At 63.7% G+C, this 22636-nt stretch carries 22 protein-coding genes and 1 riboswitch; of the genes, 5 read left to right on the plus strand and 17 right to left on the minus strand.

Features of this window, described 5'->3' with window-relative positions:
- Positions 1 to 141 precede the first annotated feature (141 nt).
- Positions 142 to 2025: a TonB-dependent receptor domain-containing protein gene (locus N4G42_RS15940; RefSeq protein WP_260667873.1), complete on the minus strand. Its 1884-nt coding sequence runs from the start codon at positions 2023 to 2025 to the stop codon at positions 142 to 144.
- An 82-nt stretch (positions 2026 to 2107) separates the two neighbouring features.
- A riboswitch (cobalamin riboswitch) is annotated at positions 2108 to 2347 on the minus strand.
- Between the two features lie 157 nt (positions 2348 to 2504).
- Here N4G42_RS15940 and N4G42_RS15945 point away from each other — a divergent pair.
- The 3 genes from N4G42_RS15945 (at position 2505) to N4G42_RS15955 (ending at position 4306) form a co-directional block, all read left to right on the plus strand.
- Positions 2505 to 2729, plus strand: coding sequence for a hypothetical protein (locus N4G42_RS15945; protein WP_015014799.1), 225 nt, complete (start codon positions 2505 to 2507; stop codon positions 2727 to 2729).
- Complete coding sequence (locus tag N4G42_RS15950) at positions 2726 to 3097, plus strand: cell division protein ZapA (RefSeq protein ID WP_056064363.1); 372 nt, start codon at positions 2726 to 2728, stop codon at positions 3095 to 3097. Before N4G42_RS15945 ends, N4G42_RS15950 begins: the two co-directional genes overlap by 4 nt.
- A gap of 393 nt (positions 3098 to 3490) precedes the next feature.
- Positions 3491 to 4306 (plus strand): sulfite exporter TauE/SafE family protein, encoded by an 816-nt coding sequence (locus N4G42_RS15955; protein WP_121942567.1) that lies wholly within the window; start codon positions 3491 to 3493, stop codon positions 4304 to 4306.
- A 68-nt stretch (positions 4307 to 4374) separates the two neighbouring features.
- Here N4G42_RS15955 and N4G42_RS15960 read toward each other — a convergent pair whose 3' ends face one another.
- The 4 genes from N4G42_RS15960 to hemN form a co-directional block, all read right to left on the minus strand.
- A complete protein-coding gene (locus tag N4G42_RS15960; RefSeq protein ID WP_260667874.1) occupies positions 4375 to 6819 on the minus strand; it encodes a GGDEF and EAL domain-containing protein in 2445 nt (814 codons plus the stop codon).
- Positions 6816 to 8120 carry an HD-GYP domain-containing protein gene (locus N4G42_RS15965; protein WP_260667875.1) on the minus strand — a complete coding sequence of 435 codons (1305 nt, stop codon included), beginning with the start codon at positions 8118 to 8120 and terminating at the stop codon, positions 6816 to 6818. The genes N4G42_RS15960 and N4G42_RS15965 overlap by 4 nt, the downstream gene beginning before the upstream one ends.
- Positions 8121 to 8341: 221 nt before the next feature.
- On the minus strand, positions 8342 to 9067 hold the full coding sequence (locus N4G42_RS15970) for a sulfite exporter TauE/SafE family protein (protein ID WP_260667876.1): 726 nt from the start codon (positions 9065 to 9067) through the stop codon (positions 8342 to 8344).
- A 5-nt stretch (positions 9068 to 9072) separates the two neighbouring features.
- Positions 9073 to 10455 carry an oxygen-independent coproporphyrinogen III oxidase gene (hemN, locus tag N4G42_RS15975; RefSeq protein WP_056064378.1) on the minus strand — a complete coding sequence of 461 codons (1383 nt, stop codon included), beginning with the start codon at positions 10453 to 10455 and terminating at the stop codon, positions 9073 to 9075.
- 189 nt (positions 10456 to 10644) lie between these two features.
- Between hemN and fnr the strand changes: the two genes are divergently transcribed.
- On the plus strand, positions 10645 to 11367 hold the full coding sequence (gene fnr / locus N4G42_RS15980; RefSeq protein ID WP_015014806.1) for a fumarate/nitrate reduction transcriptional regulator Fnr: 723 nt from the start codon (positions 10645 to 10647) through the stop codon (positions 11365 to 11367).
- Positions 11368 to 11477: 110 nt separating this feature from the next.
- Here the strand turns inward: fnr and N4G42_RS15985 are convergent, their stop codons facing one another.
- From N4G42_RS15985 to N4G42_RS16025, 9 genes are all read right to left on the minus strand, one after another.
- Positions 11478 to 11771: a hypothetical protein gene (locus N4G42_RS15985; RefSeq protein ID WP_056064380.1), complete on the minus strand. Its 294-nt coding sequence runs from the start codon at positions 11769 to 11771 to the stop codon at positions 11478 to 11480.
- Between the two features lie 57 nt (positions 11772 to 11828).
- Positions 11829 to 12107: a FixH family protein gene (locus N4G42_RS15990; RefSeq protein ID WP_260667877.1), complete on the minus strand. Its 279-nt coding sequence runs from the start codon at positions 12105 to 12107 to the stop codon at positions 11829 to 11831.
- Between the two features lie 64 nt (positions 12108 to 12171).
- Positions 12172 to 13617 carry a cytochrome c oxidase accessory protein CcoG gene (ccoG, locus tag N4G42_RS15995; RefSeq protein WP_099730652.1) on the minus strand — a complete coding sequence of 482 codons (1446 nt, stop codon included), beginning with the start codon at positions 13615 to 13617 and terminating at the stop codon, positions 12172 to 12174.
- A gap of 81 nt (positions 13618 to 13698) precedes the next feature.
- Positions 13699 to 14613, minus strand: a complete 915-nt coding sequence (ccoP, locus tag N4G42_RS16000) for a cytochrome-c oxidase, cbb3-type subunit III (protein ID WP_056064389.1) — start codon at positions 14611 to 14613, stop codon at positions 13699 to 13701.
- Positions 14614 to 14637: 24 nt separating this feature from the next.
- Positions 14638 to 14775, minus strand: coding sequence for a CcoQ/FixQ family Cbb3-type cytochrome c oxidase assembly chaperone (locus N4G42_RS16005; protein ID WP_015014811.1), 138 nt, complete (start codon positions 14773 to 14775; stop codon positions 14638 to 14640).
- Between the two features lie 16 nt (positions 14776 to 14791).
- Entirely contained in the window at positions 14792 to 15424 is a 633-nt protein-coding gene (gene ccoO / locus N4G42_RS16010; RefSeq protein WP_056747154.1) for a cytochrome-c oxidase, cbb3-type subunit II, read from the minus strand.
- Between the two features lie 18 nt (positions 15425 to 15442).
- Positions 15443 to 16882, minus strand: a complete 1440-nt coding sequence (gene ccoN / locus N4G42_RS16015; protein WP_056747153.1) for a cytochrome-c oxidase, cbb3-type subunit I — start codon at positions 16880 to 16882, stop codon at positions 15443 to 15445.
- A gap of 64 nt (positions 16883 to 16946) precedes the next feature.
- Positions 16947 to 17084: a cbb3-type cytochrome oxidase assembly protein CcoS gene (ccoS, locus tag N4G42_RS16020; protein ID WP_010460651.1), complete on the minus strand. Its 138-nt coding sequence runs from the start codon at positions 17082 to 17084 to the stop codon at positions 16947 to 16949.
- Entirely contained in the window at positions 17084 to 19591 is a 2508-nt protein-coding gene (locus N4G42_RS16025; RefSeq protein WP_260667933.1) for a cation-translocating P-type ATPase, read from the minus strand. The genes ccoS and N4G42_RS16025 overlap by 1 nt, the downstream gene beginning before the upstream one ends.
- 108 nt (positions 19592 to 19699) lie before the next feature.
- Between N4G42_RS16025 and N4G42_RS16030 the strand changes: the two genes are divergently transcribed.
- Entirely contained in the window at positions 19700 to 20143 is a 444-nt protein-coding gene (locus tag N4G42_RS16030) for a universal stress protein (RefSeq protein ID WP_056747152.1), read from the plus strand.
- Between the two features lie 122 nt (positions 20144 to 20265).
- Here the strand turns inward: N4G42_RS16030 and N4G42_RS16035 are convergent, their stop codons facing one another.
- From N4G42_RS16035 to N4G42_RS16050, 3 genes are read right to left on the minus strand one after another with little or no spacing between them, the layout of a single operon-like run.
- Complete coding sequence (locus N4G42_RS16035) at positions 20266 to 20979, minus strand: ABC transporter ATP-binding protein (protein ID WP_099730654.1); 714 nt, start codon at positions 20977 to 20979, stop codon at positions 20266 to 20268.
- Positions 20976 to 21746 carry an ABC transporter ATP-binding protein gene (locus tag N4G42_RS25585; protein ID WP_313771917.1) on the minus strand — a complete coding sequence of 257 codons (771 nt, stop codon included), beginning with the start codon at positions 21744 to 21746 and terminating at the stop codon, positions 20976 to 20978. Before N4G42_RS25585 ends, N4G42_RS16035 begins: the two co-directional genes overlap by 4 nt.
- Positions 21743 to 22624: a branched-chain amino acid ABC transporter permease gene (locus tag N4G42_RS16050; protein ID WP_260667878.1), complete on the minus strand. Its 882-nt coding sequence runs from the start codon at positions 22622 to 22624 to the stop codon at positions 21743 to 21745. Before N4G42_RS16050 ends, N4G42_RS25585 begins: the two co-directional genes overlap by 4 nt.
- Positions 22625 to 22636 lie beyond the last annotated feature (12 nt).

The raw sequence follows: 22636 nt of genomic DNA on the forward strand, positions 1-22636 counted from the left end.
TCAGCCACCCTGGGGAACACATGCCCAGCATGCCTATGAAACTGGCACGCACGATGCCAGTGCCACCGTGGAACTGGCTCCGCCAGGCCACGGGTGGCGTCCCCCCGTGGGGGGAAGGCGCGCAGCGCCTCAGGGGGGGCTTCACTGCGGCGCCCACTTCACACCGACGTACACCGTGCGGCCTGCGGTGGCGTAGGTGCGGGCCAGCTGGTAGTCCTTGTCGGCCAGGTTGTCGATGCGGGCCAGCAGCGTGTAGTCGCGTGCAAGGCGGGTGCTGGCATACAGGTTGACCAGCGCGTAGCCGCCCAGCACGTTGGTATTGGCCACAGTGTCGAAGCGGCGGCCTGATGCTTGCACTTCGGCGCCCACGGTCCAACCCGCCAGGCGGGTGTCGGCGCCGAACGTGGCGTGCTGCTTGGCGCGGCGCGCCAGCTGCTTGCCAGTGTCCAGATCACGCGGGCGTTGCAGGTCAATGGAGCCATGCAATTGCACGTCGCCCACGCGGTGCGAGCCCGCAAACGTGACGCCCTTGTACTCGGCGCGGGCCGTGTTGGCGTAGCAGCCAAAGTCCGACAGGCACGTGCCTGGGCCAGAGAACGAAATCAGGTTGCTGACACGGTTGCGGAACAGCGTGGCAGAGAAGGTGCTGTTGCCCTGGGCGTAGCGCAGCGCCACTTCGGCATTGCGGCTGCTTTCGGGGCGCAGCGTGGCCACGCCATATTCGCTGAAGCGGTGGTACAGCGTGGGCGCACGGAAGGCCGTGCCCACCGACGCCGTAGCGCGCCACTGCGGGGTGATGGCGTAGCCGTAGGCCACGCTGCCAGTGCTCTTGCCACCGAACTCGCTGTCCGAGTCGTGACGCAGATTGAGCTGTACGGTGTGGCCTGCAGCGTTGTAGCCGTAGCCCAGCGCCAGCGCGTCTTGCGAGCGTTTGGCGTCGATGGGTTTGTTCTCCAGCCGATCTTCACGGCGCTCCAGGGCCGCCGTGACCAGGTGCGCGCCCTGGCGCCATTCATTCTGGAAGTAGTAGCCACGCAGGCGCGTGTCGCTCAGGTACGGCGAGGGGCGGGTTTCGTATTCGTCGCGCGAGTCGGTGATGGAAAAGCGCGTCTTGTAGGCACTGCTCCACTGCGCGATCCAGTTGAGGCCCAACGCGTGCATGGTGTGCAGGTTGCGGTCGTCCTTGCCCAGGCCGCTGTCGTAGCCGCTGTTGGTGTCGTTCAGCATGAGGGTGCCTTCGAGGCGATGCACTGCGTTCACCTGCAGGCCTACCCGCGCGTGGCCTGCCGTGCTGCGGTAGCCGTCACGGTCGGGGTTCTGTCCAGCGATGGGGCGCGCGTTGAAGCCCTTGCTGTCATCACGCGCCAGTCCCAGGGCGTAGTCCAGCGTGCCGCTGGCACCACTGATCCCTGCCTCGAGCTTGGTGGTGTTGTGGCTGCCAACGCCCACGCCCACGTAGGGCGCCGTGCCGTTTTCACCGCGCTTGGTAAAGATCTGCACCACGCCGCCCAGGGCGTCTGAGCCATAGACAGCACCTGCCGGACCGCGCAGCACTTCAATGCGGTCGATAAGGCCCAGCGGAATGCTCTCCCAGGGCGCGCCACCGGTGGATTGAGAGTCGATGCGCACCCCATCGATGTACACCGCAGTAAAGCGCGATTCCGCGCCGCGCAGAAACACGCCAGTGGTGGTGCCAGGGCCACCGTTGCGCGAGAACTCCACACCGGGCAGACGGGCCAGCAAGTCGGCCAGACCGGTGGCGCCACTGCTTTCGATGGTTTCGCGGTCCACGATGGAGATGTCGGCCACCAGATCGGCCAGCGGCTGCGGGGTGCGCGTGGCTGCCACCACCGTTTCAGACAACGACGGTGCGCGCAGGTTTTGCGCCAGCAGCTCGCCGGTGGCCGGGGCGGTCTGTGCGAAAGCGGCGCAGGCGCTGCCAGCCAACAGTGACAGCAGGGCCAGGCGTGGGGCGGGCAGGCGCAACGACGCCACAGGGCGCGCACGAAGGGTACGGATTTTCATGGGGATCAAGGTCAACAAACAACCCGGGCCGGCCTCCCGCCAGCATGTGGGTGATACAGCCGCGCAGCGCCAAAAAAAGGGCGCACGCAGCCACCGTGTTGGCCGGTATCCGGGCTGGCGGAACACCCCCCCAATGCCTTCCCAGGCGCTTGTTCAAGGCGCCCAGTGGCTTATGGATGGAGAGAGAATCAGGTGATTCGTCCGCTGACCGTTGCGGGGGCAGCGCAGGCTGGGCGGGTACCGGTGGTACGGCGCCTCCCTGCTTCCCGTTGAACTGCGGCATGTGAACCACACCGCGAGCACCAACATCTAGATTTTACGACCGTTTACAAGCTGCTCCCAGCGCGCCAGATCAAGCGGGCAACTCCGCATGGCACCCACGCGGCCGACAATGCACTTGTATCTGTTGCGCATTGCACACCACTGCAGCTTGGGGCCAGGGACCGCTCGGTGTCACACCGCCTACAATCCAAGGCTGTATGGCAATACCGTCCCCCACCGACCAGATCGCCGAGCGCGTGGAGCGCCTGCTGCTGCGACATGCGGAGTTGCAGCGCACCAATGCCCTGCTGGCTGATCAAGTTGCGGCACTGACGCAGGAGCGCGACTCGCTCAAATCCCGCTTGAGCGCAGCACGCGCCCGGGTGGATGCGCTGCTCGAACGCCTGCCCGCCGCCGCGCCGCTCACGAAAGAAGCCGAATGAAGCAAATCGAGGTGCAGATCCTGCAGCAAAGCTATCTGCTGACCTGCCCCGAGGGCCACGAAAGCCGCCTGCTGGACGCCGTGGAGCGCGTGGACACCGCGATGACGCGCATCCGCGATGCGGGCAAGGTCCGGGCGCGGGAACGTATCGCCGTACTGGCCGCGCTGAACCTGGCCTTCGAGATCGCCGACCGCGAAGCCGCAGACCTTGCGGCTGCAGCACAGCCCGTGGCAAGTCCATCTGCCAGTGCCAGCGCTCCCGTGGTGGGGCACCAGGAAAGCCTGCTGCCGGATACCGACCAGCAGCGCCTGCAAAGCTTGGTACAGCGTCTGGACGACGCTCTGGGCGACGACGGACGCCTTCTCTAGTCCTTGGTGTGCTGAGGCACACCGCTCCTCTTGCCCGTCCGTCACAGCCGCTTGCGGGCTTTACATGACCCCGAGCGCGCAGCGCCCGCTGGCAGCACCTACAATTGGCGTGTCTGCGAAGCTGTCGGGCTTTATATTTCCTTGAACCAATGCTCATTGAGCTCGGGCTTGGTACATCGTCCGGTGAGCGTGATCATCTCGCGTCAGATGAACCCAACGCCAGGCTGCCCTCGCCCACCTGAACCCCCGGTTCAGGATGAGAGTTCGGTGGTATTCGCAGACACCCTCTTCCCCATGCCCTGTCATTGCAAGCACTTGCTGCTGCGTCCGTGACAGGGCATTTTTCGCGGCTCTCCGCGTGCTCTGTTGTCCTTTGTTGCCTGATATCCCGCCATGCTCGATCCCTTGCTGATTGTTGAACTCGGTGTGCTCGGCCTGGCCACAGGTTTTCTGGCGGGGCTCTTGGGCATTGGAGGCGGCATGCTGCTGGTGCCGTTCCTGACCTACATCCTGGGCGCTCGTCAGGTGGCGCCGGACTTGGCGGTGAAGATGGCGATTGCCACCTCCATGGCCACCATCATGTTCACCTCCATCTCCAGCGTGCGTGCCCATCACCGGCGCGGCGCCGTGCGGTGGGACATCGTCCAGCGCCTCGCGCCCGGCATTGTGCTGGGTGGTTTCGTCGCTAGCCTGGGTGTGTTTGCACTGCTCAAGGGCTCTTTTTTGGCGATCTTCTTCGCGCTGTTTGTGAGCTTTTCTGCCACGCAGATGTTTCTGGACAAGAAGCCTGCGCCCACGCGCCAGATGCCGGGTGGCGCAGGCCAGGTGGCGGCAGGCGGCGTGATCGGCTTTCTGTCGGGTCTCGTCGGCGCGGGTGGCGGCTTTGTCAGCGTGCCCTTCATGACCTGGTGCAATGTGCCCATCCACAATGCGGTGGCCACCAGCGCCGCTCTGGGTTTTCCCATCGCGCTGGCCAACGTGATCGGCTACGCCATTGGCGGACAGAACGTGAGCGGCTTGCCACCGGCATCGCTGGGCTATATCTGGCTGCCGGCACTGGGCGTGATTGCCAGCTGCAGCGTGCTGACGGCCCCGCTGGGAGCCAAGGCGGCGCACAATCTTCCCGTCAAGCAGCTCAAGCGCGTGTTTGCCTCGTTGCTGTTTGGCCTGGCGGCCTACATGCTGTGGAAGGGCGTTTCGGCCGTATAAGGCCGACACAGTGGCGGACTCTCGGCCGTCTACTGAGCCGCAGCCTCCGGTCGCTGAGCGCTGGAGCTTCAGGTGCTCAGCGGTCGGTGACGCCCCTGGGCCTTCAGCGGCAGGGGTTGGCTCAGCATGGCGCGGAACTGGTCTGCCGGCAGCCCCGGCGCACACAAAAAGCCCTGGTAGTGCTCGCACTGCATTTGCTGCAGCACCGCCTGCTGGGTTTCAGTCTCCACCCCTTCGGCCACCACTTCGATGTGCATGGCGCGGCCCATGCTGATGATGGCACTGACAATGGCCCGGTCGCCGTCGTCGTCGGGCAGGCCACGCACAAATGACTGGTCGATCTTGAGCTTGTGAATGGGTAGCTTCTTGAGATAGGCCAGGCTCGAATAGCCGGTGCCGAAATCGTCGATCGCCAGGCCAATGCCCAGGTCGGCCAGCACGCGCAGGCGCTGCTCCATCTCCTGTGCGTCCTGCAACAGGATGGTTTCTGTCAGTTCCAGCTCCAGCAACGTCGGTGGCAGCTGATGCACCGCCAGCAGGCGCGTGATGCGATCCACAAAATCGGGCTGGCGAAACTCCAGCGCAGACACGTTCACGGAAATCATGATGGGCGTGCCGCTGTGCATCCACAGGGCGGCCTCGCGCACCGCCTGCTCCATCACCCAGGCGCCCAGCGTCACGATGTAACCCGATTCTTCAGCCAAAGGAATGAACACGGCGGGCGATACCGCGCCGAGCTCTGCATCCGTCCAGCGCAATAGCGCCTCAGCTCCAGTGATGCGCCCGGTCGCCATATTGACCTGAGGCTGGTAGTGCACGGCCATGCGCTGCAGGCCCAGCGCCTGGCGCATCGCATGCTCCATCTGCATGCGCGCGAGCAGGTTGGCGTTCATCTGCGGCTGGTAGAAGCCGTAGCTGCCTCGTCCGCGCTCCTTGACGCGATACATCGCGGTGTCGGACTGCTTGATGAGGTCGTCCAGCGTAGCGCCATCTTGCGGGTACAGCGCAATACCGATGCTGCACTGGATCGAAAAGCCCATGCTGTCGAGCATGAAGGGCTTGAGCATGTCGTCCAGAATCCGGCGCGCCACGCTCTCCGCAACGGATGCGTCGCCACCGTGCAGGTAGATGACAAATTCATCCCCCCCCAGGCGGCACAGCATGTCGGTTTGCCGCAAACAGGTCTGCAGACGCTCGGCCACCAATTGCAGCACCCGGTCCCCAAAGGGGTGCCCCAGAGAGTCATTGATGATCTTGAATCGGTCCATGTCCAAAAACAGGATCGCAAAGCCGGTGTCGCTCTGGCGTGCTCCCTGGATGGCGGTATCCACCCGCTGAGACAGCAGCAGGCGGTTGGGCAGACCGGTGAGGGCATCGCTATAGGCCAGCTCTTCGATTCGCTTTTGTGCGGCGTGCTGCAGTGTGAGGTCGCGCATGAAGCCAATGCTTTGCACCAGCCGCCCTTCATCATCCCGCAGGGCCACCCAGGACAACTGGACAGCACAATACGCGCCGTTGTCACGGGGCAGCCACAACTCGCCTTCCCAGAAGCCATCCTGCGCCCAGCCCTGCAGGACCTGCTCCATGAACGAGGCATCCGAGCCACCGCCAAAGAGCGAGGCCGCCACACAGCCTTCAAAACCCTTGGCCGTGGGCCCCACGAGCCGCTCACACCCCGGGTTCATGCGCATGATGCGGTGCTGACTGTCTGCGATGAAGATCGCATCCAGACTGGACTCGAACACGCGCGCAGCCAAGCGAAGGCTGGCCTGGATCTCGGTCTGGCGGGTGATGTCCCGGAACGAATACACCCGGCCCACCGCACGGCCCTGGCTGAACTGCGGCACCGTGCGCATCTCCAGCACCACACCATTGCGCAACTCGACGATGTCGGTGCTCTCTTGCGTCGGCTCGCGGTCGATGGCTGCCAAGCGCTCGGCATACAAACGGGCGTCTGCGACCTGGTCCGCCATGAAGGCGTATACAGCAGCATCGTCACGCTCTACCAGCAGCTGGCGCGGCAGGTTCCACAGTTGCGCCAGGCGCTGGTTGAATGCCCGCACACCGCGGTCCAGTCCACACACCAGCATGCCGTCGGCAGCGGAATCCAGCGTGGCACGCAACTCAGAAAGCAATGTCTCCAACTCGCGCTCGGTGGTCTCCTGGCGGCTGCGGTCCAGCATGGTCAGCAGCAGCACACTGGTGCCACTCGCCCCCCAGGGCACTCGCCGGACGCAACGCTGCACCGGTACCAGACTGCCATCGGCACGCAGCAAACTGGTGTGGGCAGGAACGCCTTGGGCAATCACATCGGCCGGCTCGGACCAGAACGCCAGCTCCTGGGGCGTGCTGGCCAGATCCAGCACCGACCGCCCCTGCATGTCAGCGGCAGACAGCCCTGTCAGACGCTCGGCGCCTGCGTTGGCTTGCAGAATGTGCTGGCTTGTCTCATCCAGCAGCCACACGGCCTCCTGCAGGCCATCCAGCCATCCGAGCGATTGCAAGTCGTTCACGCCGAGGCCTCGTCAGGGCCGGGACTGACCGCTCGCTCAAAAAAGTAACAGATCCGCTGTCGAGGCGACAGGTAGTCCAGCGCGTCACGCGGGAGCTGCGCGGGCTTGAGGCTGCGCCGTATGCCCAGTTCAGGTACGGTTTCCAGATCCAGTATCGGCGCTTCATCCTTCGGTACGCGCGGGTCGTGCACGATGACCTTGGGCCGCAGGGGCCGCGACGAATTGACCGATGCCACGATGGCATACCGGTCGTTGACTAACTGCACGATGGAGCCGGGCGGGTACACCCCCATCATGCGAATGAAAGCCCCCAGGACCACCGAATCAAACCGCGCCTTGAGCTGGGCAAAGATGACGGATAGCGCCTCATGCGGCGTCAGCGCCGTCACACCCATGGCCGGGTTGCACATCCGGTCGTATTGATTGACCAGTGCCAGGACCTGGCTCATGCGCCCCAGGTCAGGCCCCTTCAAGCGCTGGGGAAACCCGCTGCCGTCACACATCTCGTGGTGCCGGGCCACTGCAGTCAGCACCGCATCGGCAAACCCCATGCGTTTGGCCAAGGCCACGGATTCCACCACGTGGGTCTCGTAGCGCGTGCGCTCCATGGGGATCATGGAGGGCGTAGGCTGACGCAGATTGGGCGGAAGCTTGAGCTTGCCAATGTCGTGGATCAATGCTGCCACACCCAGATCGTGCAGCTCCTCGCTCTTCATGCCCAGGGATCGCCCCAGCAGCAGCGAAATCACCATCACATTGATCGGATGCAACCCGTTGCGCTCGCCCACGCCCTCGGACAGCAGCCGGATGACGGAGTCGCCGTTTTCCAGCAGTTCGGTCACGCATCCAGAGACCAGCGCCTCCCCCTTGGCCCTGGCCTGGTCCGGGTGCTCGGAAACCGTGCGCTCCATGGACTGGTACTGACGCGTGGCTTCTGAGAAACGCTGATTGCAGGCGGCCAAGGCCCGGTTTTGTGCTTCCAGCAGCTCGCGGCGACGCTGTGCCTCGGGGTCTACGACAGTGGCCGTCCCAGGCCCGGGCGCATCCAGGCCGTTGGGCGGTGGGGCTGTCATCTCGGGCACGCTCCAGGCGGCCGGCACCAGCTCCTGGAGTTCAGGATCGCTCTTCTTGGGGACGTAACGCACCTCGGTCAGTCCCAGCTCCCGCAAAGTGGTGATCTGATCCGACGACGCCACCCGGAAACTGCTGGTCGGGAACGGATGATGCATCCAGCCCACGTCGAGCTGGATGTACATGCCGACACGCAGTTGGCTGATGTCGATGAGGATGGATGAGTTCACGTCAGGCGCACGATACATGGCGACATCAATGCCACCAATAGTTACGCAGATTATCACCAGTTCCAGTGACGTGGCGAAGAACCGACAGGCCGCGCAGCGATCCGGCAACACTTGACTGAAAGCGGGCCTGGCTGGACCACCCCGGTCCCCGCGACAAAGGAATCGCCCACCTTCCAGCCGCGGGGCGACTGGAGTGATGTCGACGGATCAGCGCCTCGCGCTCAGCGGCACCAGAGCGACGGCTTGTAAATGAGATCCATCCACAGCGCCCAGGCAGCTACCGCGCACAGCATGGCGCCTGCGGCCCTCGTGCCCCACTGCGCCCGCGCGAGATTCAGCCGGTTGCGAAGGCTGCTCCAAGCCCAGGGGCCGCCCACCAGCCACACCCCGCTGCCCACTGCAAACAGAGCCATGGTGAGGGCCCCCTCCAGCGCCCCCCCGCTGAGCGCCGCGACCAACAGGGCCGAATAGAGCAGTCCACAAGGCATCAGGGCCCACAGAACCCCGGCCGCCATCACTCCGCCCGGAGCCCCGACCAGCGGACGAACACGCGCCCACACGGAGCGGCCCGCCTGCTCCACCCACGCAGGCTGCCGCGACTGCACCATCATCATGAGCCCCCAGGCCATCACCGCCACATGCATGAGTGTCCAGGCGGGGCGCAGCGCGCTGGTTTGCTGGGTCAGCCATGCCAGACTGTCCATGGCCAAGGCCGCCAGTGCACCTGCGCTGGCATACCCCATCAGGCGCCCTGCGTGGAAGGCCATGGTGCGCTGCAGCGCACCGCCACGCGGCGCCCAGCGCACCTCCTGCTCCACACCACCGTCCGCCTGTGGTGCGCCGCCCTGCCGCACCAATGCTCCGCACGGCGCGGAACACATGGCCAAGCAATGGGACCCGCCAGCGAGTCCCATGAGCAAAGCAGTCCAGCCAACAGTGGCAAGCATAGGTGTCAGATGATGCGCGAAAACCGGGCGCGGTTGCGGTCAGCCTGCAGATAACGGTCAAAAACCATGGCGATACCGCGCACGAAGAACCACCCGGTGGCGGTCACTTCAATGCCCTCCGGACCCACCCGTACCAACCCCTGCTCCTGCATACCCTCCAGCTGCGCCAACTCTGCTGCGAAGTACTGGCGGAAATCGATCAACCACGCCTGCTCCATCGGCTCGAACAGCAGCTCGCCCTGGCACATCAGGGCCATGATGGCCGCGCGGCGCACCAGGTCGTCGCGGGTCAAGGCCAGCCCGCGGACCACAGGCAGCCGCCCCTGGTCCAGGAAGTCGTAGTACTCGTCCAGCGTCTTGGAGTTCTGGCTGTAAGTCGCCCCTACCCGGCCGATGGCCGATACGCCCAGCCCAATCAGGTCGCAGTCTGGCTGCGTGCTGTAGCCCTGGAAGTTGCGGTGCAAGCGTCCCTGGCGCTTGGCCACAGCCAGTGCGTCGGTAGGCAGAGCAAAGTGGTCCATGCCCACATAGACATACCCAGCGTCCATGAACGCATCGAGTGAGCGCGAGAGCATGGACAGCTTGCTCGCGCCCGTGGGCAATTCGGCGGAGATGATGCGACGCTGTGGCTTGAAACGCTCCGGCAAGTGTGCATAGGCATACAACGCAATGCGGTCAGGCCGCAGCTGCGCCACCTGCGCCAGCGTGCGGTCAAAAGACTCTGGCGTCTGGCGCGGCAGGCCGTAGATCAGGTCCACGTTCACCGAATCAAAGCCCAGCGAGCGAGCGGACTCCACCAGTGCAAAAACCTGCTCTGCAGGCTGAATGCGGTGCACGGCCTTTTGCACTTCGGCATCAAAGTCCTGCACGCCAAAACTCAGGCGGTTAAAGCCCAATTCAGCCAGGAGCGCCAGACGCTCGGAGTTGACCGTGCGCGGATCCACTTCGATCGAGTATTCGCCCCCGGGCGCCAGCGTGAAGCTGCGCTTGAGCATGGCCATCAGCTCCCGCAAGCCCGCATCTGAGAGGAAGGTGGGCGTGCCACCGCCCAGGTGCAATTGACTCACCACCTGTCCTACGCCACAGTGCGCGGTGTGCAGGTCGATCTCGCGGCTCAGGTAGCGCAAGTAGACCTCGGCGCGGTCATGGTGTTTGGTGATGATCTTGTTGCAGGCGCAGTAGTAGCACAGGGATTCGCAAAACGGGATGTGCACGTACAGGGACAGCGGCATGGCCTTGGCCAGCGTGCCCGAACGGCGCTGCTGCAGCGCCAGCACATAATCTTCCTGACCGAAGGCCTCCACAAATCGGTCGGCCGTTGGATAGGACGTATAACGGGGCCCTGGCACGTCAAAGCGGCGCAGAAGATCTGGCGAAACAGCAGTCATGGGGAAATTTCCTTGCGTACACCTTGACTGTGCCGTAGGCTCCGGGACATGTCCTTGACCTGCATCAAGTGAACCAACAAGCGATACGGCGACAATTTGATGAAGGTCAGCCGCTCGCCCGCGCCCTGTATTCAGGTTCGTGTACGGCAAGCACGATATGCTCGACCAACAACCCAAGTCCATGTGCCTATGAACCCGCTCACCATCAAAGTCGCCTGCTCCAACTGCAACCTCCGCGAGCTGTGCATGCCCGTGGGCTTGAACGAAGAGCAGCTCCAGCGCATTGACGAGGTGGTCGCCGTCCGTCGCAAAGTCAAACGCGGAGGCACGCTGTTTCGCAATGGCGAGTCCTTCACGTCCCTGTATGCCATCCGCACCGGGTTCTTCAAGACCTGCGTGGCCACGGAAGACGGTCGCGACCAGGTCACGGGCTTTCAGATGGCGGGCGAGATCATCGGGCTCGACGGCATCGTCAATGACCACCATACCTGTGATGCGGTGGCACTTGAAGACGCCGAAGTGTGTGTCATGCCCTTCGACCGCATTGAAGAGCTGTCACGCGAAGTCACTGCCCTGCAGCACCACGTGCACAAGATCATGAGTCGCGAGATCGTGCGCGAGCACGGCGTGATGTTGCTGCTGGGTAGCATGCGTGCCGAGGAACGCCTGGCCGCCTTTTTGCTGAACCTGGTGCAGCGCCTGCATGCACGGGGCTTCTCGCAGTCGGAACTGGTGTTGCGCATGACGCGCGAAGAAATCGGCAGCTACCTCGGTCTCAAACTCGAAACGGTCAGCCGGACCTTCTCCAAGTTTGTGGAAGAAGGGATCGTGGAAGTCAAACAGCGCCATGTGCGCATTCTCGACACCGATGCCCTGCGACGCATTGTGAACAGCCAGCAGACCTGCCACTGACGACACTGACACTGAGCCACTTCCACGCAGAGAGTCGGTTCAGCACAAAGTACAACCATCTCTTGCGAAACGGCATGCATTGCATGCCCAGACAAGCAGGCGAAAAGGGCTCAGGGGCAGGACGATGTCTTGCGGCAATCGTCGGGGCGCTCCCCATCGGGCACCGGGCACCGGTTGACCTCGAACGGAGACATGGAAAGCAGTGTCGTCAATGCGCTCGTTGCCATGGTGATGGCCCAAAACACAAAAAATGCGAGGGTGTACACCCCTTGCCGTGACAGCGCCAGGGGCTGGCCGAACCAGTGCAGGTCCTGGGGGTCCACCATGGCAAAAACCAGCATCTCCAGCACGCCCGCCATCAAGAAGGCGGGCCATGCAATCCACATCAGGCGTTGCGTCCACATATCGGTTCTGTCTCCTGGTGCTGCCTGGGGTCGCTGGGGGCAGCGACCGGCGGGTTGTCAGCGTGGTTGGTCTTGCACGGGGGTGGCCGCATGGTTGCGGGCCTTGAGGGCCGGTGCCAGGCTTTTCTCCGGCGCCACCAAGGTCTTGTTGATCTCAATGCCCTGGCGGTAGTAATCCTCGGCCACCACCGGGTCAGGCCGAGAAATCGCCAGCCACAGCGTCACAAAGCCAGCCACGATCACGATGGCAGGCCCGGCAATCACCAGCCACACATGGCCGAACTTCCACCAGGGCATGGGAACTGCCGGTGTCGCGATGGCAGGGTTTGAAGACATGGTGCTCTACTCCTCAACAATATCGGTCAAAGTGCGGCCCTGAAAGGCCCCACCGGGATGCCGCTCAACGCGGCACAAGAAACACGGATTTTTCCGTCACGTGGGCAGCTGCCCCGACGGCCTGCACGTCAAACTGAACCGCATGCGAGCCCGACGTGGCGGAACCGTACGGAATCTGCAAACGCACGGCCACCCAGCGCGACTCTGCTGCGCCAATATCCACTTCGGCCTCGGAGGCCACCTCCAGCCCCTCCAGTCCACGCGCACTGATGCGGTAGCGCTGTTCGCCCTCCGTGGCATTCATGATCTGCAGCCGGTAAATATTCTCCAGTTTGCCCCCCGCCACAATGCGCGAGAGCGCGGCCCGGTCACGCACGACATCCACCTTCAGCGGCGTGCGCACCACCAGGCTGGCCAGCATGGCAACGCACAGTGCTACCAGCACGGCGGTGTAGATCAGCACACGGGGACGCAGCACGCGACGCAGCATCTGGGACTGCGTCCAGCGCTTGGCCACGCCGTTCTGGGTGGAATAGCGGATCAGGCCACGCGGGTACTGCATCTTGTCCATTACGGTATTGCAGGCGTCCACACACAACCCGCAACCAATGCACTCATATTGCAAGCCCTTCCGGATATCGATGCCCACCGGACAGACCTGCACACACAGCGAGCAGTCAATGCAGTCGCCAAGCCCCTGGGCCTTGTAGTCAATGTTCTTCTTGCGCGGGCCGCGCTGCTCGCCACGCTCAGGGTCGTAGGTGACGATGAGCGTGTCTTTATCAAACATTGCGCTCTGAAAGCGCGCATAGGGACACATGTACTTGCAGACCTGCTCGCGCATGAAGCCTGCGTTGCCGTAGGTGGCAAAGCCGTAGAACAGCACCCAGAAAATCTGCCAGCCGCCTTCAAACGCCAGCAGCTCGCTGCCCAGTTCGCGGATAGGCACGAAGTACCCTACGAAAGTGAACCCAGTCCACAGGGCCACTGTGATCCACACCACCTGCTTGAGAAACTTTTTGCGGATCTTCTCGAACGTCCAGGGACCGTTGTCCAGACGGAGGCGGGCACTGCGATCGCCTTCGATCTTGTGCTCGATCCACATGAACATTTCGGTGTACACCGTCTGCGGACAGGCAAAGCCACACCACAGGCGCCCTGCCACGGCGGTGAAAAGGAACAGCGACAGCGCCGAAATGATCAGAAGACCGGTGAGATAGATGAAATCCTGCGGATAGAGCACCAGGCCAAAGATGTAGAACCTGCGAGCTCCCAGATCAAACAGCACCATCTGGCGCTGGCCCCATTCAAACCACGGCAGCCCGTAAAACACCAGCTGAGTCAAAAGCACCATGCCCCAACGCCAGCGCGCAAACAATCCGCTGATCGAGCGCGGGTAGATCTTCTTTTGCGCTTCGTACAGCGAGATGATCTCGCCCGCAGAGGACGCATCGGCGGCGACTGGCGTAATCGGGATGACCTTGCGAGCAGGCTCGCTGGGTGTGCTCATGGTGTCGCTTTATGAACGGAGTACAGGCTTACTCTGAAAAGAAAACCCGGGCAGTGCCTCAAGCACCGCCCGGTGGACATATCAACGTGCAGCCACCTGCTTGTTCGACAGGCCCCACACATAGGCAGAGAGTACGCCGATCTGCGCCTCGGTCAACTTCTCGGCCTGTGCAGGCATCTGGTTGACCTTTCCGTTATTGATCATGGCCGTGATGGCAGCCTCGCCCCAGCCATGCAGCCAGATATCGTCGGTCAGATTGGGTGCACCCAGTGCCTGGTTGCCCTTGCCATCCATGCCGTGGCAGGCCGCGCAAGCCGCAAATTTGGACTTGCCCAGCGATGCACGCAGCGAGTCGTGCGGGCTACCCGACAGGCTCAACACGTAATGCGACAGGTTGCGCACGTCTTCTGGGGTGCCCACGGCCGCTGCCATGGGAGGCATGTTGCCGATGCGGCCCTTCTCCAGCGTCTCGCGGATCTTTTCGGGTGTGCCGCCATGCAGCCAGTCGTTGTCCGTCAGGTTCGGGAAGCCCTTGCTGCCGCGTGCATCCGAGCCGTGGCACTGCGCACAGTTGTTCATGAACAAGCGCTCGCCAATGGCATGGGCCTGCGGGTCCTTGGCCACGTCTTCGGGCTTCATGGATACAAAGCGGGCATACAGGGGCTCCAGCTCCGTCTTGGCCTTGGCCATTTCGGCTTCGTACTCCCCCTTTTGCGTCCAGTTGAGCTTGCCGGTAAAGCTGCCCAGACCTGGGTAGGCAGCCAGGTAGCCCAGGCCAAATACGATGGTGATGACGAACAGCCACACCCACCAGCGCGGCAGGGGGTTGTTCATTTCGACCAGGTCCTCGTCCCAGACGTGGCCGGTGGTGTTGTCGGAGGTGGCAACCACCTTCTTGCGGCCTGCCATCCAAAGCAGGATGCCGCAGGCAATGATGCCGACCAGGGTCAGCGTGGTCACAAAGACCGACCAGAAATTGCTGGTGAAGTCACTCATGGGGTGTTCTCGTTCTGGTGAAGGTCAATCTGTCTCGAAAGGCAGCTGGGCTGCCTCGTCGAACCGGGCCTTGTTGCGGCCTCGGTAGGCCCAGACCCAGATGCCAATGAAGCAGGCCATCGATGCCAGGGTGGCGACGATGCGCATGGTGGTGATGTCCATGGGATATCTCCTTTGCTTACTTGAGCGCACGGCCCATGACTTGCAGGTAGGCGATGAGCGCGTCCTGCTCCGTCTTGCCCTTGACCTCGCCCGCCGCAGCAGTGATCTGCTCGTCGGTGTAAGGCACGCCTACGGTGCGCAGGGCCTTCATGCGGGGAGCCATCACTGCGGGGTCCACCTGGTTCTTTTCAAGCCAGGGGTATGCGGGCATGTTGGACTCGGGCACCACATCGCGGGGGTTGTTCAGGTGGATGCGATGCCATTCGTCGCTGTACTTGCCACCCACGCGGTGCAGGTCAGGCCCCGTGCGCTTGCTGCCCCACTGGAAGGGATGGTCATACACAAACTCGCCCGCCACCGAGTAGTGGCCGTAGCGCAGCGTCTCGGCGCGGAAGGGGCGGATCATCTGCGAATGGCAGTTGTAGCAACCCTCGCGGATGTAGATGTCGCGGCCCGCCAGCTGCAGGGCGTTGTAGGGCTCCACGCCCTTGACCGCCTCGGTCGTGGACTTCTGGAAGAACAGGGGCACGATCTCGACCAGACCACCAATGGCGATCACGATCAGGATGAGCACGATCATCAGAAAGTTGTTGGTCTCCACCTTTTCATGGGAGAAACCGGTCGAAGCAGATGTGTTGTTGTTGGACATGAATGATCTCCTTCGGACTCAAGCGTGGGCCGCGTTCACAGCAGGAATGGCCACCTTGACCGAACGGCCCGAGATGGCAGTCAGCCACACGTTCCAGGCCATGACCAGCATGCCGCCCAGGTACAGCAAGCCACCCGCCACACGGATCACATAGAAGGGATAGGTGGCCTTCACGCTTTCCACGAATGTGTAGGTCAGGGTGCCGTCGGGGTTGACCGCGCGCCACATCAGGCCCTGCATCACGCCGGCAATCCACATCGCTGCGATGTACAGCACGATGCCGATGGTGGCCATCCAGAAGTGCAGCTCGATCGCTTTGACAGAGTGCATCTTGTCCTTGCCGAACAGGCGTGGCACCAGGTAGTACAGCGAACCCATCGAGATCAGACCCACCCAGCCCAGGGCGCCGGAGTGCACGTGGCCAATGGTCCAGTCGGTGTAGTGGCTCAGGGCATTGACGGTCTTGATGGACATCATCGGGCCTTCGAACGTGGACATGCCATAGAACGACAGCGACACAATCAGGAAGCGCAGGATGGGATCGTCACGCAGCTTGTGCCATGCACCCGACAGGGTCATGATGCCGTTGATCATGCCGCCCCAGCTGGGGGCCAGCAGGATGAGCGAGAACACCATGCCCACCGATTGCGTCCAGTCGGGCAGCGCGGTGTAGTGCAGGTGGTGTGGGCCGGCCCACATGTAGGTGAAGATCAGCGCCCAGAAGTGGACGATCGACAGGCGGTAGCTGTACACCGGACGGCCCGCCTGCTTGGGGATGAAGTAGTACATCATGCCCAGGAAGCCAGCGGTCAGGAAGAAGCCCACTGCATTGTGGCCGTACCACCATTGCACCATGGCGTCCTGCACACCGGCATAGGCCGAGTAGCTCTTCATCATGCCCGCAGGGATGGCTGCGCTGTTCACCAGGTGCAGCAGAGCCACGGCCAGGATGAAGGCACCAAAGAACCAGTTGGCCACATAGATGTGCTTGACCTTGCGGGTGCCAATGGTTCCGAAGAACACGATGGCATAGGACACCCAGACCAGCGTGATCAGGATGTCAATGGGCCATTCAAGTTCAGCGTATTCCTTGCCTTGGGTGTAACCCATGGGCAGGCTGACGACCGCTGCCGCAATGACCAGCACCCAGCCCCAGAAGGTGAATGCGGCCAGTGGACCGGCAAAAAGCCGGACCTGGCAGGTGCGCTGCACCACGTAGTAGCTGGTAGCAAACAGCGCGCTGCCGCCAAAACCAAAGATCACCGCATTGGTGTGCAAAGGTCGCAAGCGGCCATAACTCAGCCACGGAATGCCAAAGTTGAGTTCTGGCCAGGCCAACTGGGCGGCGATGATGACGCCCACCAGCATGCCGACCACCCCCACCACCACGGCCAGGATAGAGAACTGCCGCACTACCGTATCGTTGTAGTGCGCAGCATTTGTTTTTGGAAAATCCATCGGGCACCTCTTTGTATTGCAGTAAGAGTTTGTTGCAGTCGCGGCTATCGGGCATTGACACAAGTCAACCGTCTCGGAGAATGCGCTCCCCCTCTTGTTCGACGCTCTCGAACTGGCCGTGGTACACGGCCCACCACAGGCCTCCCAGAATCAGGAGCACCAGCATCACGGACAGAGGAATCAGCAAATAAAGGATGTCCATCAGACAAGCTCCAGCGGGGTCTTGGAAAGATCAAGGGGCGGCTGCGGCGCGCTGCCAGCCATGGGGTCAGGGCGTGCAGGCAACGCCACCGTTGGCAATGGCGCACTGTGCGAGCCAGGCAAGGAAGGCAGGTCGCGCGCCAGGCGCGCTGCGTTGAGCACCACCAGCAGCGAACTCAGCGCCATGCCCAGCCCGGCCAGCCAGGCGGGCATCCAGCCCAGCACCGCCAGCGGCACACACAGCGCGTTGTAGGCCGCAGCCCACCACAGGTTCTGGCGCACCACGCGCAGGGTGCGGCGTGCCAGCAGCACCGTTTGCGGCACCAGCACCAGGCTGTCGCCCAGCACCACAAAGTCCGCCCGGGACTGCGCCAGTGGCACTGCGCGGCCGAAGGCAAAAGAGACATGGGCCCCCGCAAGCACCGGGCCGTCATTGAGGCCATCGCCCACCATGGCCACGTGGTGTCCTTGCGACTGCAGTCCCTGCAGCGCGGCCAGCTTGCCCTGCGGAGTGCACTCGCCCTGGGCCTGGGCAATGCCCGCCTGCGCGGCCACCCGCTGCACTGCACCCCGGCGGTCACCCGACAGCAATTGCACGGCCACACCGTCCTGCTGCAAGGCGTGCACCACGGCCGAAGCCTCGGCCCGCAGGTCTTCCACCAGATCAAAGCGGGCCAGTTCGCGCAAGACTCCATCTGCCGATTGCTCAGAGAGCACGACCTGCAGCGCAGCACCGCCGGTATCGTTGGCAACGCCCGCATGGCGGGCAGAGCCCAGGCGGATCGTGCGAGCAATTGCTGCCCCGGTGGTGTCCTCCACGGTAGCAGTCAGCCCCTGCCCTGCATCCTCTTGCAGACCCGTCACCTGCCAACGCCCCAACGGCAGCTGCTGTGCAGAAGCCGCCGCAGCCAAGGCTCGCGAAGCCGGGTGCATGGACTGGCGCGCGAGCGCTGCGGCCAAGTCCAGCGCCTCTTCTGCGCTGCAACCGCCCGCAGGATGCACCGCTTGCAGCGCCATGCCGTCGCGGGTCAGCGTACCGGTCTTGTCAAACACCATGGTGTCCACCTGGGCCAGCGCCTCCAGCCCCTGCAGATTGCGCACCAGCACGCCGTGGCGCGCCAGCGTGCCTGCCGCCGTGAGCATGGCCACCGGGGTGGCCAGCGACAACGCGCACGGGCAGGTGACGATAAGCACTGCCACCGCCACCATCAGCGCATGCCCGGGGTCCGACGGCCACCAATAGGCAGCCGCCAGCGCCGCCGACAGCAACACGGCGACCAGGAAAGGCCGCGCGATGCGGTCCGCCAGCTGCGCCAGCCGTGGCTTTTGCAGCGATGCGCTCTCCATCAGTGCCACGATCTGCGCAAAGCGGGTTTGCCCACCCGTGCCTTCCACCAGCACCTCGACCGGCGCCTGCAGGTTGTAGCTGCCCGCCGTCACGGTGCTGCCGACAGGGCGTGCAACGGGTGTGGATTCGCCCGTCAGAAGAGCCTCATCGGCGTGGGTGCTGCCTGCCGTGATGCGGCCGTCGGCGGGAAACGCCTCGCCGGGCAGCACACGGATGGTGTCCCCCACCACAATGCGCCGCGTGGCCACGCGGGTGAAGCTGCCATCCGCCGCGCGCCGCTCCACACTGTCGGGCAAGCGGTTCATCACGGCCTCCAGCGCACCCGCCGTGCGATCCCGCAGGCGCAGCTCCAGCCAGCGGCCGGTGAGCAGGAAGAACACGAACATGGTCAAGGAGTCGTAGTACACCTCCTTGCCAAAAATGCCTGCAGGGTCAAAAGTGCCAGCGGTGCTGACCACGAACGTGATGGCCATGCCCAACGCCACGGGCAGGTCCATGCTGACGCGGCGCAGGCGAATGTCTCGCAGCGCGCTGGTAAAAAATGGACCGCAGGAAAACACCACCATGGGCAGCGTGATGACCCAGGAGGCCCAGCGCAACAGCTGCTCCATCTCGCCCGACAGGTCGCCCGGCTGTGCCACGTAGGCGGGCCACGCATACATCATCACCTGCATCATGCAAAAGCCCGCCACCAGCCAGCGCCACAGCGCACGGCGGCTCTCGCGCAGGCGCTGGTCGCGCGCAAACGCATCCATGGCGGGCATGGCACGGTAACCCGCGTGGCGCACGGCCTCCATCCACTGCGACGGCAATACCCGGCCAGGCTGCCACACCACGCGGGCCCGACGCGTAGCGGCGCTCACATCGGCTTGCAACACGCCGGGCACGGCCCGCAGGGCGTCTTCGATCGTGAGGGCACAGGCCGCGCAGTGCATGCCCTCCAGCACCACATGGGAGTCCCATGCGGTGGCTGCGGCGTCAGCGGCGACGTTATCGGCTGCACCGCTGGGCAAAGGGCTGCCGGCAGGGGTGCAGGGTCGGCCGAACGCCAGCCATTCCTGGGGGTCATCCAGCAGCTCTACCCGCTGCGGCGGCAACGAATCTGCCACGCTGTCAGAAGGATGCACCGCAGAAGAAGCCGGCGCACCGGGTTGAAACATGGACATGGTTCAAGCCTATCTGTGGGGCATGACAACTACATTGACCTGGATCAAGCCCCGGAACATGATTCATCCTAAGCTTGTTCCATCACTTTGAGGAGCCCTTTTATGTACAAACGCATCCTGATCGCTACAGACGGATCCCCTCTGTCGGACAAAGCGGTGGAACATGGCCTGTCCCTGGCCGCACTGACCGGCGCCACCGTGGTCGCCCTCAAGGTGGTACCCCGCTACCCCCGCAGCTACTTTGAAGGCGGCATGCCGGTGGACATGAACGACGTCAAACGCATCGAAGCCCAGTGGGGCGATGCTGCACAGGCCATGGTCGATGGCGTGAAAGCCCAGGGTGGCGCACAGGGCGTGACCGTGAAGGCCGTGGTCGCCAAGTCCGACCTGGTGGCCGAGGCCGTGATCGCTGCCGCCAAAAAGCACAAGTGCGACCTGATCGTGATGGCATCGCACGGCCGCAAGGGCCTCAAGCGCCTGCTGCTGGGCAGCGAAACGCAGCATGTGCTGACGCATTCGCACATCCCTGTGCTGGTGCTTCGCTAAGCATCAAAACAGCCGCTAGCGCTAGTACAACATGCGCTAGCAGCTATTGAATATATAGCAAAACACCGAGCAGGCGTGCAGCCTCCTCGGTGTTCTTCATTGAGGGCTGGGTGCCCTGTGGCTCAGTGGTTGCCCAGGTAAAGCTGCGCCATGCGCTCATCGGCCAGCAGCCCCTGCGCCGGGCCTTGCAGCACGCAGCGCCCCTGGTCCAGGATGTAGCCCTGCTGGCTGATCTGCAGCGCCTGGCGCGCGCGCTGCTCCACCATCAGCACCGCCACGCCTGCGGCGGGCAGCTTTTGCACCATGTCAAACACCTTGCCCACCAGCGAGGGCGCCAGCGCTGCCGTCGGTTCGTCCAGCACCATGATGCGGGGCGACGGCATGAGTGCCCGCGCAAAGGCGAGCTGCTGGCGCTCGCCGCCCGAGAGGTTGCTGGCGGGCTGAGGCAATCGTTCCACCAGCGCCGGGAAGTCGGCCAGCACCTCGTCCATGCGGCGCTTGATGTTTGCCACGCCGCGCACCACCAACAGGTTCTCGCGCACGGTGAGCGACGGGAACACATTGGCCACCTGCGGCACGTAGGCCAGCCCTGCGTCAAAGCGGTCTTCGGCCGACAAGGCCGTGATGTCGCGCCCACCCAGGTGGATGGTGCCCGCCACGCGCGGCAACAGGCCCAGCAGCGCCTTCACCAGCGTGGATTTGCCCGCACCGTTGGTGCCTGCAATGGTCACGATCTCGCCCGGCGCCACGGCCAGGTCAATGCCGTGGATGATGTCCACCTCGGAATACCCGCCGCGCAATTGCGCGATCTGCAGCAAGTTGTTTGCGCCGCTCATACCACCCCTCCCATGTAGGCTTCCTGCACACGCGGGTCCTCCAGCACCGTGTGCGGGTCGCCCTCGGCCAGGATGGAGCCCCGGTCCATCACGATCATGCGATTGGACAGCGACTTGAGCGCCTGCAGGTGGTGCTCGATCACGATGAACGCAATGCCCTGCCCGTTCAGCTCGCGCACGCGGTCACAGATCTCTTCGATCAGCACCGGGTTCACGCCGGCAAACGGCTCGTCCAGCAAGATGCAGCGCGGGTCCAGCATCAGCACCCGGCCCAACTCCACCAGCTTCTTCTGCCCGCCCGACAACCCCCCCGCCGTCACATCGCGCACCCGCGCCAGGTTCAAAAACTGCAGGATGCGGTCCGCCTTGGCAGACAGCTGCGCCTCATGCTCGCGCAGGCTGCGCGTCTGGAAGAAGGCATTCACCAGCCGCTCCCCTTGCGGGTTGGCGGCAGCCGCCATCAGGTTCTCGTGCACCGTGAGGCTCTTGAACTCGCGCGGAATCTGAAAGGTGCGCACCAGCCCCAGCCGCGCGCGGCGGTAGGGGGGCATACGGGTAATGTCCTGCCCTTCAAACTGGATCTGCCCCGCATCCGCTGGCTGCTGCCCGGCAATGGCCGCAAACAGTGTGCTTTTGCCCGCACCGTTGGTGCCTGCAATGCCCAAAATCTCGCCCGCACCCAATTGCAGCGACACACCGTCCACCGCCTTGAAGCCCCCGAATTGCCGCGTGACGGCCTCCACCTTCAGCATCGTTGTTGCGGTCATTGGGTTTTGCCTCCAAACAGGCCGTTGGGCTTGTACAGGGTGACCAGGATCAGCGCCAGGCCCACCGCAGCCAGGCGCAGGCTGGCCATGCCAACTTCTGACACGCCCGGCACCCAGTCCTTGGCAAAGCGCGAGCCCTCCAGAAACACCATGAGCAGCAGCGAGCCAAACACCGCGCCGCGCACCGTGCCCGAGCCGCCCATCACCAGCCCCATCCACACATAGAACGTGATGAGCGGGATGAACTGCTCTGGCGTGATGAAGGTGATGAAGTGCGCATAGAACGCCCCCGCCACACCAGCCAGCGCCGCCCCCAGCATGAACACCTGCACCTTGAACCAGGCAGGGTCCTTGCCCAGGGCCGACAACGCGGGCTCATCATCGCCAATGGCCTTGAGCAGCCGCCCAAACGGGCTGGCCGCCAGGCGCACCGTGCCCCAGGCCACCAGTGCAACCACCGCCAGCAGCGTGGCAAAAATCGCCATGTCCGACACACCGCTGCCCCAGGACGCAAACAGCTTGGGCAAGCCGGGCAAGCCCTGCACGCCCTTGGTCAGCCAGCTTTCTTGCTGGATGGAGATGCGAACCGCCTCCGAAAAGCCCAGCGTCACGATGGCCAGGTAGTCATCCCGCAGGCGCAGCGACAGCAGCCCAATGGGCAGCGCCAGCAAGCCCGAGAGCACAGCCGCCGCCACAAAACACAGCACCAGCGGCACGCCTTGCAGCGCCAGCAGGCCCGAGGTGTAGGCGCCCACGGCAAAGAACGCCACGACGCCAAAGTTGACCAGCCGGGTCAGGCCGAACTGCAGGTTCAGGCCCAGCGCCAGCAGGCAGTAGATCAGCGCAACGATGCCAATGGCACACAGGTAAGCAATCATCGGTCGAACTCC

The sequence above is a fragment of the Acidovorax sp. K2F genome (genome assembly GCF_025246485.1).
Taxonomy (GTDB): Bacteria; Pseudomonadota; Gammaproteobacteria; order Burkholderiales; family Burkholderiaceae_C; genus Acidovorax; species Acidovorax delafieldii.